Source organism: Cryobacterium sp. TMT2-4 (assembly GCF_004402575.1).
In the GTDB taxonomy this organism is placed as follows: Bacteria; Actinomycetota; Actinomycetes; order Actinomycetales; family Microbacteriaceae; genus Cryobacterium; species Cryobacterium sandaracinum.
This window is the reverse complement of record NZ_SOGE01000031.1, coordinates 1-12,642: the sequence shown is the minus strand read 5'-3', so window position 1 is coordinate 12,642 and position 12,642 is coordinate 1. Positions and strand designations below refer to the sequence as shown.

Sequence of the window (12,642 nt, the reverse complement as noted above, 5' to 3'; positions counted from 1 at the left end):
GTCGTCGGCCGATCTTGGAGTGCCCGGCTTGAACTGGCGGATCCGCCAAATCTGTCGAACTTCCGCCTGGCGCTCTCGCGAGTTCAGGCTGCCGGACTCAGCGTTTCCGAATTGACTGTGACCTCCTCGGCCGATCTGTATGAGCTGGAAAAGACAAACAACGCCGACTACCCATTCACGTCAGCCACCCCGCACGTGCTGTTGGATGCCGACGCCACTCAAGACCTCTGGAACCGGGGTTTTCGCGTGTTTGGCGCGTACGACCGCGACGAACTGGTCTGGGCGACCCTCAACGCACATCGCGATCGCCACGTTGAGACGGAATGCACGTCGGTGTTGGCCAGTCATCGAGGCCGCGGAAGCCCTAGCTATGGCGTTGGCTATCCACTTACGTGCGGGCTCCGGCGTGCAGGGCGATCGAGTCGCCGGCGCCCACGGTAGCGGTGAAGGTTCCGTCAGCGGCGACGAAGTAGCTTGGGCCCGAGCAGGAGCCGCCCGCGCCGGGGTCGCCGTGCTGGACGTCGCAGTAGCTTCCTGCGGGCAGGGAGGTCTTGAACGTCTGGCTGATCGCGCCACCCTCGTGGTTGATCACGACGAAGCCCCCACTCCCCCGACCGAAGGCGATCGCGTTGTTGCCGTTAGACCACCAGTTCGTCACCGAGGTGCCCGTCACGGTATTGCGGAAGGCGACCATGTTCGCGATCTGCCGCCAAGCGTGCTGGCACTTCCAGCCGTCGCTGTAGCAGGCGTTGACCGTGCCGCCAGTCGGCGGGCCGGCATCCGTGTTGCTGAATTCATAGCCCGAGTACACGTTCGGCGAGCCGTAGGGCCAGGCCAGCATGAAGATGTTCGCGAGCGTGTAAGTGTTGCCGTCCTTGTAGCTGAGGGTCGAGCCGTTGCGCTCGGTGTCCCAGTTGTCCACGAAGACCCGCGCCTTGTTACTCGCGAGGTAGCCCCAGGACTCGCCCCATGTGTTCAGGTAGGCGATCTTGTCGCTGGTGAACATGCGTTTGAGGTCGAAGGCCCCACGGAATTCGTCGACATCGCCGGTCGAGGTGTATTCGCCCGGCTGGACCGCCTCGTTCCCGCCGGCGATGACCTCCTGCGCCCAGTAGACGCTCGAGTTGGTCAGCTTTGCTTTGATGGCGGAGAGGTCGGCCGCGGCCATGTGCTTGGCGCCGTCGATCCGGAAACCATCGACGCCGAGGGCGCTGAGGTGGTTGAGGTACGCCGCGATGGTGGACTGCACGTAGGTGCTCGCCGTGTCGAGATCGGCGAGGCCGACGAGCTCGCAGTTCTGCACGTTGGAGCGGTCGCTGTAGTTGGTGATCGGGGTCCGGCAGGAGTGGAAGTCCTGGTTCTGGTAGTAGCCCGGGTAGTCGTACTTGCTGTAGACGGTGCCCCCCGTGCCCGTGCCGGAACCCGCACTCATATGGTTGATCACCGCGTCGGCCACGACCTTGACACCGGCGGTGTGGCAGGTGCTGACCATGCTCGAAAAGGCGGCCTCGTTGCCGAGTCGCCCGGCGATCTTGTAGCTGACCGGCTGGTAGGAGGTCCACCACTGCGAGCCCTGGATGTGCTCCTGGGCCGGCGAGACCTCGACGAATCCATACCCCTTGGGACCGAGGGTATCCGTGCAGGCCCGGGCGACCGATGCGAAGGACCACTCGAAGAGCGTCGCCGTGACGTCCTTGGCACCCGGCGGACTCGCATCCGCCCGGGGCGTTGTCACTCCTACATCGAGGCTCAGGGTCAGGACTAGGGCCAGGCCGGCCACCGCTGCAAACAACGGACGGGTTGATCTGCGCACGATGAAACTCCTTGTCGCGCGCGCCAGCGGACCACGCCGACGCGCTCCATTGGGAACGGGCGATTGCGAGTGGGCCGCGGAAGCGGAACTCGGTAAACGAGGTACTACACCCTCGGGTCACGCTACTGCAAGCGCTTGCAATAGTGCAAGCGCATGCCGAGTTACTGTGCGCCAGCCACCTAATACTCGCCCGAGGGCTGGTGGAATCCTTCCGGAACGCCGGCGAGGCGTGCTCTCACCCTCGTCGGAAGTCGCCCGAAAGACGAGTCCGGAGGCGATGAAGCCGAAAGGCCGACCAGACAAGGACGGATTCCAGCGCTTCATCTATCCCACACCCGGCACCTACATGGCCATTGACCGCGCCAACGGGAAGCGAGTGAAACCCCAGGCCCCAGCGAGCATCACCATTCCGCAGGATGCTGGAGCACCCGCCGCGAGGAATCAGGGCCCGCGACGCTCTCTCGCCACGCCCTCTTTCTTCCCGCCAAATCGTGGTCAGCATCAGGCGGTCGCAGGAAAGACGTTCCGGTGCCGATCACAGCGATTGGGCGGATCATGTCGTTGACGTTCGGGGATCGTGGCTTTCGTCGGTCGTTCTAAAGAGTCAACACGCCCTGGACCACTGTTGCTAGGGAGCCGATACCCGCGATGGCCAGGACCGCCTTTTTCGCGACCGACTCGTTGATGGTTGAACTGAGGAGGTTTCCGATCACGAGACCTGCCACCGCGGCTCCCACCGCGACCGCCCATCCTGCCGTCGGGAGGTCAGGCACTCCCCGTGCGAGCAGCGACAGAACGTTCAGACCTGCGAAGTAAAGCTGGACGGTGGCCAGATACTCTTTGTACTCCCAGTTGGTGGAGTTGGCATAGATGGCGATTGGCGGCCCGCCCACGACTGCGGTCACGTTCATGAATCCGGACAGGGCGCCGGCGATTCCGGTGCCCCGCGCTCCTACGAAGAGCTTGCTTTTGCGCAGGAATACCGTCGCGGCCAGAGCAGCGAGCGTCACGCCGCCGATGAGGATACCGAGCCAGCTGGCCGGCAGCGACTTTGCGATCAGGGTCCCGGGGACGATCCCGATCGCGGAAGTCACCAGCAACAGGGCCGCCACACGGATGTTCACGTCGGACCACAGCGTGATCGCACTAACTAGACATTCGCCGCAACATGCGAAAACACGATCGCGGCCAGTACGATGAGCTGACTGGTTAGCTGGATCGTAGTACGTCGGCGAGGAGCTGGGCTGGCGTCCAACTCTTCCGGCTCGCGCCGGGGTCAACATAACGAGGCCTATGGGGGCGCCGTCGGTGCTGATGAGGTGCAGTGAGGCCCCGGAGCCAGCGGCTGAACTTCAGCTGGATGCGCTGGCCGCCGCCGGGGTGCAGAAGCGAGATGTGTTCGCTGATATCCCGTCCGGGAGTGAGACCGCGATTGAGCGGCCGGGGATGACGAAGTTGCTCGAGTATGCCGATCCTGATGACACTGTCATGGTGTGGCGGGTGGATCGCTTGGGACGATCGTTGATCGATGTCCTGAATACGGTCACTCTGCTGCGCGAGCGCGGCGTGAATGTGCGGTCCATTTCGGACGGCATCGACCCAGCCACCACCAGACGGCTCATGCTGAACATGCTGGCCACTTTCGCCGAATACGAACGGGAACTCATCGTCGAGCGCGTCACCTCTGGCATCGCCGCCGCCCGTCAATCCGGCACCCGCTTCGGCCGGCCCCTCTCAGACCCAGCCGTCATCGCCGACAAACTCGTGATCGCAACCGCCGCTCGAGCGAAGGGGCGCACCACTGAAGACGCGGCCCACCTCGTGGGCTGGAGCCGAGCGACTCTCTACCGCCACCAACAAGCCTCCTCGTCCCGCGAGAGCGGCTTAATCTCAAGGACGAGCCGCTCTATTCGCACCGTGACCTTGTTGTGAACTTATTGCCCGGTTTGAAGTAGGCCTCGTAAACTGGTCATGTGGACGACTCTCGAAGTTGCCACCACGTCACACCTACGGGTTGGACGCGGTAGCTGACGGGGTGCCCTCTGTGGAATTCGACACACGCGCAACGATATGGCGCTCAGCGGCGCAGAGTAGCCGACGTATAAGGTGACCGCGATCGTGGATGTTCCGCCGCACGTCCCGTGCCTCAGCTTGTGCCTGAGCGACCGGCTTCCGCAGGTTTTCTGCCGAGCAGCTCGGCTTCGTCGTCTGGCCGTGACACCCCGCCACAGTGAGAGGCAGTCCTTCAAACGATCAAGCACACGAACCGATCGCTCGCAAACCTCTCTCGGGTATTTTTGGGCACGTCCGAGTCGTATCACCAGAAAGCGGCAGGAAATCAGGGACGGCTGTCTGGCCCCACCCCGATGGGTGGGGCCGACGACCCTGGGTTTCACAGCCCGCCTTTCTGAACATTTTTCGTGGCCGTTGGCTCGAGCAGGACGTCGGCCTGATCTTAGGTACCCGTTCGCGTCAACGGAGTCAGGAACTACGGCTGGTAGAGCTGAATTTGGTCCAGCTCGGCGAAGCCAGTGCCCTTTGTGAAGGTGATCGTGTTGGTGCCGGCCACCAGAGCGATCGTTTTCTGCGCCCAGCCGAAGCGACCCCAGTTGGGCGTGGCCGGGTACGCCACCGACGAGAGCGCTCCTCCGTTCACACTGACGGTGTGCGTGCTCGCGGCACCCGTGCCGTTGTCGTAGCGCACGTTCATTGTGTAGTTTCCGGCGGTCGCCACCTGCACCGTGAATTTCACGATGCTGGTGGCGTTGTTGATGTTGCCAACCTTGGAGCCGCCCTTAGCATCCGGCTGTGTGACAAGGCTGGTGTCGGTGAGCGACGCCAACTCGGCCTCGTACTGTTGGGCGTTGATCGGGATGGACCCGACCCGGACGTCGTTATACGTAGTCGTCAGGTTCTCGACGTTGGTCGCCTGGTAAAGCGTCTTGGCATCGGCGCTGCTATCGAAGCCCTGTGCGAAGCCGCTGAACGTTCCTCCCTCGGTGTCCGCAGAGTCGTAGGTCACTGCGTACGGCAATTGCTCCCAGGACCCGCTGCCCAGGTTGCGATTGACGACAAAGTTCTGGCCTCCGCTGATGTTGCCCGACGCATCGAGCGCCCATTTCGACGAGACCACGATCATACCGTTGGCGGTGCCAGCCGTCGGCACCCAACGTACCTCGGGGGACGAACCGATGCCGCGCCCATTCGCGAGCACGATCTTGGTACCGATGCTCGTCTCCGGTGACCAGGTCAAACCATCCGGCGACGTCTTGAAATACACCGGAGCTGTGTTGTTCTGCTGGCTCGGGCGGTTAACCACTTCGAAGGTGGCCAGGTAGCGACCATCGGGCAGCCGCGTCACAGTGATCATGCCGGGGCGATCACTCGAATTGGTCGGCGCCGAAACGTTCACCACCCCGCCCCAGGTGAGGCCGCCGTCGGTCGACCGGCGGTAGCTCACCGCCTGCAAAACGTTGTTGGCCTTCTGCCGCTCGTCGGAGAAGTAGGTGACCAGACCCCCGTTGGCGTCGACAGCGACGGATGGCTCCCAAACCGTCGAGGTGGTGGAGGTCGGGCTCGGGTCGTACGTGGCCGGCCCTCCGGTGTCAACGGTACTCACGAACGACCAGGTCACCCCGTGGTCGAGGCTCTTGTACATCACCAGGCGGCTGCTCGAGCGATCGGTGGGCATGATCATGCCCGACAGGAGCAGGGTTCCGGCCGGCATCGTGCCCAGCTGAACCGGTGTTTCGTACAGCGACGGCTGGGAGGTACGGGTGAGAGACGGGAACTGCGTGCTCGGCTTGACGGCCGCGATGCGGGTCCAAGAGGTTCCGTTGTTAGTGCTGCGATAGATCGGGTAGACCTGTACCCCGTTCTCCAGAACGAGTTGGTCGAAGGTGACCAGTTGGGTCCCGTTCGAGGTGCCGCTGTTCTTGAGAACGATCATCTTGGAATAGGTCGTGCCGGCCGCACGGCCGCCTTCGGGGTTGAACGAGGTGCCCGCCGCCGGGGAATAGACCAGCGCGCCGTTACCCGTGGTCACCGCCACCGCCGGGGTGGCTGACACGAGCGCAGCGACCATGGCTACGGCCAGGGTAGATGCAGTGGCCCACCGCCGGAAACGGCGGGGTGGTCGTGGAGTGCTGGCTAACGACGTTGTCATCATGTGGTCTTTCTCTGGAGGATTGCAGGCTCGCCCGCCTGATTTACATCGTTGTAAACTAGCGAGGCCAAACGTAGATCACCGCCACGGCCGGTGTCAAGGGTTCCGTTCTGACACGGAGCTGCCGTCGCTCCCGCACGAGCAAGCCCCGGTGAGGTACCGTCGAGGTGATATCCGGAACACAGCACGCGTGGGGAATGGGGCAACGGTGAGAGGCAACGGTTCGCCCGCGACAATGCAGGATGTCGCCCGCCTCGCCGGGGTCTCGGTCAAGACCGTCTCTAACGTGCTGTCAGGCTACGAGCACGTGAGCACCCGCATGCACGACCGGGTCATGAGCGCCGTAACCGAGCTGGACTACGAGATCAACATCTCTGCCCGCAACCTGCGGTCGGGGCGCACCAAGGTGATTGGGCTCGCCGTGCCCGACCTGAGCCAGGCGTACTTCGCTGAACTAGCGGATGCCGTCATCCGCGCCGCGAAGGCCCACGACTACACCGTGCTCATAGAGCAGACCAGCAGTGACGACGACGAGATCGCCACGGTCGCCGCGATGCGCCGCCACGCGATCGACGGCCTCATCTTCAGCCCTATCGCGCTCGGCCCCGGTGACGTCAGCGGCCTGTCCGTCGACTTCCCGGTGGTGGTCTTGGGCGACTGGGTCGAGGGCAGCCCCGCTGATCACGTCACACTGCCCAATACCGCCGCCATCCGCACGGCCACGGAGCACCTGCTCGACCTGGGCCGCAGCCGGATCGCCGTGGTCGGGGCGCATCCAGAAGGGCCCGTGGGCACCAGCGCGCTGCGATTCAACGGCTACGCGGAAGCGCTCGCGGCTCGAGGCCTCGGCATCTCTCCCGAGCTGGTCGCCGACGTGCCACTCTGGCACCGCTCCGATGGAGCGGCGGCCGTGACCCAACTTCTGGCCGCCGGCACCCGGTTCGACGGGCTGGTCTGCTTCAACGATGCCCTCGCCCTCGGCGCCATGAGCGCCCTGCAGCGGGCGGGCCTGCGGGTTCCCGAGGACGTTGCCGTGGTTGGCTTCGACGATATCGAAGACGCGCGCTTCTCCACCCCCGCCCTCACCACCATCTCCCCCGGCCGCGAAGAACTCGCCCGCCTGGCCGTGGACCGCGTACTCGCCCGCATCGCAGTGGGCGACGACGCTTCGGAGTCGGTGCATGTGGAGGTCGGCTACTCGCTCAAGGTGCGCGCGTCCACGATTCCCATCCCCGCGAGGCTTATCCCAACCACCGTGAAGACCCAGCTCCACGACTGACGGGGCCGCTTCGCGGTCTGGGACAAGAAGGTGTTGACAGCACCCAGGCGATGGCGTACCTTCAAATTTACATCGATGTAAATTGCATCGAGTGTCCACTTCCAAGAGCTTCCCGACAGCGCCGTGGGAAGCAGATAGCAGGTACCCAGTGAAGAAGCTGATGGCCGCCTTTGCGGTCTCCGCCGTCGTCGTTTCCGGTTTGTCCGGCTGCGCCGCCATCCCCGCCGCCAGCGACGGCCCCGTCGCGCTGACCTTCTGGCACGGTTACACCGAGGCCGACGGCGACGTGCTCAACGGCATCGTCGAGGACTTCAATGCGTCGCAGGACGAGGTCAAGGTCACCACCCAGACCAAGACCTGGGCCGTCATCGACGACACCCTCCTCACGGCGCTCTCCTCTGGTGAAGGCCCCCAGATTGTCGCCATGCCGGCGGAGCGCCTGCCGGTCTACGCGTCCAAGAAGGCGCTCGTCAACCTCGATGACTTCTATGCCGATGACACGAGCAACACCGCCGAGCTGAACACTGAGGCCGTCGCGATGGAAACCGTCGACGGCTCCAAGTACGGCGTCCCCACCGGTTTCGTTCCGCTGTCGGTCTTCTACGACAAGGACAAGCTGGCCGCAGCCGGCGTCACGACCTTCCCGACCACCTGGGACGACTGGGTCGTCGCGGCAAAGGCCACCACGATCGATGCCGACGGTGACGGCACTCCCGAGCAGTACGGCCTGGCCCTGCCCGACCACGGCACCGTCGGCAACGGCGTCTGGGCGAGCCTCTTCGAGGGCGGTGGCGGCTCGATCACGAACGACGATGGCACGAAGGCCACAGTGGACTCGGCCGCCAATATCGACACGCTCACCTACTGGGCGGATGCCGTTCAGAAGGATGCGATCTCGCCGACCGGGCTCGACGGCATCGATGCCGACGCCCTCTTCACCTCGGGCAAGGCCGTCATGCACATCGGCGGCCCCTGGATGACGGGCCTCGCCACCGACGCCGGCATCAACTACGGCATCGCAGCTATCCCGGCCGGCCCCGAGGCCCAAGCCGCGTCGGCGATCGGCGTCTCGATGGCCGTCACCGAGCAGGCGACCGAGGCCGAGCAGGCCGCCGCGGAGAAGTTCCTGGCCTACTTCAACGAGAAGGATGTCGCCACCCTCTGGTCGCTCGGATCCGGCTGGCCCGCGCTGCGCACCGATGTGACCTCGGAAGATGTCAGCGCGAACGCCACCGTCGCCGCCCTCACCGAATTCTCCGACACCAGCCGCGCTCTCCTGCCCGGCGTCGTCAACAGCACCGACGTGCTCACCGCCGTGGACGAAGCCACCCAGAAGGCTCTCGCCGGCGGCGACCCCGCCGAACTACTCACCGCCGCGCAGGCCGCGGTGCAGCAGGCTCTGGACAACTGAACCGGAACCCGATGACGACTCCAACTGTGCAGCGCCGCCGACCCTGGCGGCCTCCAGGCCAGCTCGGCGGCCGACGACCGCTCAACGACGGCTTCCGCCGGCGGGCCGTCGTCGTCGGGTTCCTGGCCCCTGGCTTGATCATCCTCACGGCCTTTGTGGGCTGGCCGATGCTCTCGGCCCTCCGTCTCTCCTTCACCGACGCGAGCGGCTTCGGGCAGGAAACCTGGGTCGGTCTCGCCAATTACTCGCGGGTCTTCACCGATTCGAGCATCCTGCAGTCGATCGGAAACACCGCTCTGTATGCCCTGTTGTTCACTCCGGTGGCCCTGGTGGTTGCACTGGTGCTGGCCCTCGCGATAAACAGCCCGCAGCTGCCCTTCCGCGGGTTCTTCCGCACCACGCTGTTCCTGCCGTTCATCGTGTCACTCGCCGTGGCAGCGTTCGCCTGGTCGTACCTGCTCGACCCGCAGATCGGCCTGCTGAATTACTGGCTGCAAGCCGTGGGCATCCGCATCGGCAACGTTCTGGAGGATCCGGCGCTGGCCATGCCCACCGTGGTGCTCGTGGCCGTGTGGAAGAGTTTCGGCTTCTACATGGTGATCTTTCTGGCCGGCCTGCAAGACATCCCCAAGAGTTTGTACGAAGCAGCCTCGCTCGACGGTGCAAACGGATGGCGCCGATTCACCAATGTGACCTTCCCGATGCTCAGCAACACGATGGCGTTCGTGGTGGTGATCGCCTTGATCGCCGCACTGCAGGCTTTCGATCAGATCTATGTGCTCACCGGAGGCGGGCCCTACCGGAGCACGCAAACCATCGTGATGGAGATCTACCAGTCCGGGTTCAAGGACCTCGAACTCGGGTTCGCCTCCGCACTGTCATATGTGTTGCTGGTGGCCACGCTCCTGCTGAGCCTCGTACAGTTCCTGTTCTTCGGTCGGCGTGGAGGGGACACCAGCTCATGACCAGCACCCTCAGCCGCCCGGCACTCAACGCCCCGGCATCCACCTCCCGCACCGTCCGCCGGCGGCCTCCTCGAGTCAGCCTCACGCGAGCCCTCTATTTCGTCGGTTTCTTGGTCGTGACGGCGGCGATCATGCTGCCTGTGATCATCATCGTGTTGACGGCGTTCAAGCCGGCCTCCGAGGTCAACGCCTTTCCACCCACGCTCGCGCCGGCCGAGTGGACGCTCGACAACTTTCGGGCGATCTTCTCCGAACTGCCCTTCGCGCGGCTGATCGGCAACAGCTTCATCTTCGCTGGCGGGGTCACCCTGTTTGCTTTGGTGTTCGACTCGCTCGCGGCCTACGCGTTGGCTCGCCTCGATTTTCGGGGCAGCAAGGTGCTGCTGATCGTCATCATCGCCAGCCTAATGATCCCGTTCCAGGCCACGCTCATCCCGATCTACCAGCTAGTCTCCGACCTCGGCTGGGTTAACACCTTCGCCGGGCTGATCCTGCCGCGGGCAGCGGATGCCTTCGGTATCTTCTTCCTCCGGCAGTTCTTCCTCTCCCTCCCCCGCGACCTCGACAACGCCGCCCGCATCGACGGCGCCTCCGAGTTCCGCGTGTTCAGGAGCGTGGTGCTGCCCAACGCCATTCCGGCACTGATGACCCTGGGCATCTTCACTTTCGTCAACAACTGGAACGACCTGCTCTGGCCGTTGGTGTTCACCACCGAAACGGACCACGGCACGATCACCTCTGGCCTGACCCTGTTGACCGGTCCCGGCGGCATCGTTCCGCAGGGTGTGATGATGGCCGGCGCACTCATCGCCGTGCTGCCGCTGGCGATCCTCTTCCTCTTGGTGCAGCGGCGCTTCATTGAGAGCGTCGCGAGCAGCGGCCTGAAATAGCCCACGCCGCCGCCCACTCCCACTCACCATCAGCACCGAAACGAGCACTAATGACCTGGTTTAACGACGGCCGACTGCACTTCGCAGTCGGCATCGAAGACACCTTCGTGCCGCAGGCCCGCCCGGGCGAGCGCGCCATCGACGAATACGAACTCACCGAGCACTACGCGCAGTACGCCGGCGACCTGCAACTGGCCAGCGACGTCGGCGCCGAACTGGTGCGCTGGGGAGTTCCCTGGCATCGAGTGGCCGCCGAACGAGGCCAGTGGGACTGGTCGTGGGTGGACGGCGTCATCGCGCGGTTCGCAGAACTGGGACTCCGCCCCGTCATCGACCTGCTGCACTACGGCACGCCGCTCTGGCTCGACGGCCAATTCTCCAATCCCGACTATCCCGACCACGTCACCGAATACGCCCAACGGTTCGCCGAGCGGTACGGCGAACTCGCCACCGACTACACGCCGGTCAACGAACCCGTGATCCACGCCCTGTTCTCGGGCGAGTATGCCTACTGGCCGCCGTATCTCTCCGGCCCGACCGGGATGGTGTCGATTGCCACCGCACTCGCGGAGGGATTCGTGAAAACGCAACACGCGATTTCATCAGTACTCGGCGACCGGGCCACCTTCGTGCACGTCGATGCGGGCATCCGCTACTCCGGCGCCCTGGACGCGCCCGAGCATGTCGACACCGTGACCCGGCTTCGACACCAGGGCTTCCTCGTCGAGGACCTCGTCACCGGCGCCGTAGGCCCGGACCACCCGCTGCTGGGCCAGCTCGAGCGTGGCGGCACCTCCGACTCCCTGCTCGATTGGTTTCGGGCGCACCCGGTTCGCCCCGATGTAATGGGCGTGAACTACTACCCGCTGCACTCCACCGAGGTGTTTGAGGCGGGAATCCACCACGGCGGCGGATTCGCCGACCCTCGCCCTTATGAAGACAGCGGCACGGAGGGCCTGAAAGAGGTGCTCACCACCTGGGCCGACCGTTATAGTGCTCCCGTCATGCTCACTGAGACCTGCGTCACCGGCACCGTGGCCGAACGACGCCGGTGGCTGGACGCCTCCGTTGCCGCGCTGCACGAGCTCAAGGCCGACGGCGTGAACGTGGTGGGCTACACCTGGTGGCCGCTGTTCGACATGTACGAATGGACATGGCGGCACACCCAGGCGCCCCGCGCCGAGCACCTGCTGACAATGGGCCTGCACGACCTGCTGGAAACGCCATCGGGACAGCTCGCCCGGCGACGCAACCCGGTCGCCGATTCTTTTCAACGGCACGCGACCGAAGCACGTCTCCTGGCCACGGGACTGTCGATGGATTCAGTCGACGTCGTCGCCTGACACCTGCCGCTCTCCCTCCCCCATACACCCGCTTTCCTTCCACCCACCCATTGACGAAACGGATCTGCGATGTCGCACGCCCATTTGACCCTAAACCCCCGCGCTTCCATCGGTGCCATCGATCGACGCTTGTTCGGCTCGTTCATCGAACACCTCGGCCGAGCCGTCTACGACGGCATCTACGAACCGAGCCATCCCACCGCGGATGCCCAGGGCTTTCGGCAAGACGTCATCGAGCTGGTCAAGGAGCTCGGAGTCACGACAATTCGCTACCCCGGTGGCAATTTCGTGTCGGGTTTCCGCTGGGAAGACAGCGTCGGGCCGATCGAGCAGCGCCCGGCCCGCCTCGACCTGGCGTGGCACTCCACGGAGTCGAATGAGGTGGGTCTGCACGAATTCCAGAACTGGCTCGACTCGGTCGGTAGCGACCTGATGTTGGCCGTCAACCTGGGCACCCGCGGCACCGCCGAGGCCCTCGACCTGCTGGAATACGCCAACCTCGCGCAGGGCACCGCGCTTGCGGACCAGCGTGTTAACGCCGACCCAAAACAGGGCCAGTAGTGCCGGGCGAGTTCTAGGTCTCGTCGCAACACTCCACCAAGATTTGGAGTGTGAAGATGGCCAGACGTGGGCGCAAGAGAAACCTCAACCGCGAAGACGAGTATTGGAAACTCATACTTGCCGGGATCGGACCGATCGCCGCCGCGAAGCGCGTGGGGATCGGACGCACGACCGGTCACCGTTGGCGATCTCAACGTGGTGGGATCGCGCCGCTA

At 64.5% G+C, this 12,642-nt stretch carries 9 protein-coding genes and 1 pseudogene; 7 read left to right on the top strand and 3 right to left on the bottom strand.

Annotated features, from left to right (window positions below; translation table 11 throughout):
- Positions 1-388: 388 nt before the first annotated feature.
- On the bottom strand, positions 389-1,813 hold the full coding sequence (locus E3O54_RS10040; RefSeq protein ID WP_241976852.1) for an alpha-amylase family protein: 1,425 nt from the start codon (positions 1,811-1,813) through the stop codon (positions 389-391).
- 596 nt (positions 1,814-2,409) lie between these two features.
- Entirely contained in the window at positions 2,410-3,096 is a 687-nt protein-coding gene (locus tag E3O54_RS10035; protein ID WP_104102319.1) for a sulfite exporter TauE/SafE family protein, read from the bottom strand.
- 31 nt (positions 3,097-3,127) lie between these two features.
- Between E3O54_RS10035 and E3O54_RS10030 the strand changes: the two genes are divergently transcribed.
- Positions 3,128-3,745, top strand: coding sequence for a recombinase family protein (locus tag E3O54_RS10030; RefSeq protein WP_134343460.1), 618 nt, complete (start codon positions 3,128-3,130; stop codon positions 3,743-3,745).
- Between the two features lie 556 nt (positions 3,746-4,301).
- On the opposite strand, the gene E3O54_RS10025 is transcribed toward E3O54_RS10030, so the two are convergent.
- Positions 4,302-5,897, bottom strand: a complete 1,596-nt coding sequence (locus E3O54_RS10025) for a CBM35 domain-containing protein (RefSeq protein WP_241976850.1) — start codon at positions 5,895-5,897, stop codon at positions 4,302-4,304.
- Between the two features lie 316 nt (positions 5,898-6,213).
- Here E3O54_RS10025 and E3O54_RS10020 point away from each other — a divergent pair, with 316 nt between their 5' ends.
- From E3O54_RS10020 to E3O54_RS09995, 6 genes and pseudogenes are all read left to right on the top strand, one after another.
- A complete protein-coding gene (locus tag E3O54_RS10020; protein WP_134343443.1) occupies positions 6,214-7,257 on the top strand; it encodes a LacI family DNA-binding transcriptional regulator in 1,044 nt (347 codons plus the stop codon).
- 91 nt (positions 7,258-7,348) lie between these two features.
- Entirely contained in the window at positions 7,349-8,668 is a 1,320-nt protein-coding gene (locus E3O54_RS10015; protein ID WP_241976848.1) for an ABC transporter substrate-binding protein, read from the top strand.
- A gap of 11 nt (positions 8,669-8,679) precedes the next feature.
- Positions 8,680-9,633, top strand: coding sequence for a carbohydrate ABC transporter permease (locus E3O54_RS10010; RefSeq protein WP_134343444.1), 954 nt, complete (start codon positions 8,680-8,682; stop codon positions 9,631-9,633).
- On the top strand, positions 9,630-10,523 hold the full coding sequence (locus E3O54_RS10005) for a carbohydrate ABC transporter permease (RefSeq protein WP_134343445.1): 894 nt from the start codon (positions 9,630-9,632) through the stop codon (positions 10,521-10,523). Before E3O54_RS10010 ends, E3O54_RS10005 begins: the two co-directional genes overlap by 4 nt.
- A gap of 50 nt (positions 10,524-10,573) precedes the next feature.
- Positions 10,574-11,866, top strand: a complete 1,293-nt coding sequence (locus tag E3O54_RS10000) for a family 1 glycosylhydrolase (RefSeq protein ID WP_134343446.1) — start codon at positions 10,574-10,576, stop codon at positions 11,864-11,866.
- A gap of 69 nt (positions 11,867-11,935) precedes the next feature.
- Positions 11,936-12,400, top strand: a pseudogene (locus E3O54_RS09995) (alpha-L-arabinofuranosidase); the annotation flags it as partial.
- Positions 12,401-12,642: the final 242 nt, after the last annotated feature.

Coding starts and splice junctions, on each gene's coding strand:
- E3O54_RS10025 (WP_241976850.1), bottom strand. CDS start 5,897: ATGGTCGCTGCGCTCGTGTCAGCCACCCCGGCGGTGGCGGTGACCACG.
- E3O54_RS10035 (WP_104102319.1), bottom strand. CDS start 3,096: ATGTTGACCCCGGCGCGAGCCGGAAGAGTTGGACGCCAGCCCAGCTCC.
- E3O54_RS10000 (WP_134343446.1), top strand. CDS start 10,574: ATGACCTGGTTTAACGACGGCCGACTGCACTTCGCAGTCGGCATCGAA.
- E3O54_RS10030 (WP_134343460.1), top strand. CDS start 3,128: ATGAGGTGCAGTGAGGCCCCGGAGCCAGCGGCTGAACTTCAGCTGGAT.
- E3O54_RS10020 (WP_134343443.1), top strand. CDS start 6,214: ATGCAGGATGTCGCCCGCCTCGCCGGGGTCTCGGTCAAGACCGTCTCT.
- E3O54_RS10005 (WP_134343445.1), top strand. CDS start 9,630: ATGACCAGCACCCTCAGCCGCCCGGCACTCAACGCCCCGGCATCCACC.
- E3O54_RS10010 (WP_134343444.1), top strand. CDS start 8,680: ATGACGACTCCAACTGTGCAGCGCCGCCGACCCTGGCGGCCTCCAGGC.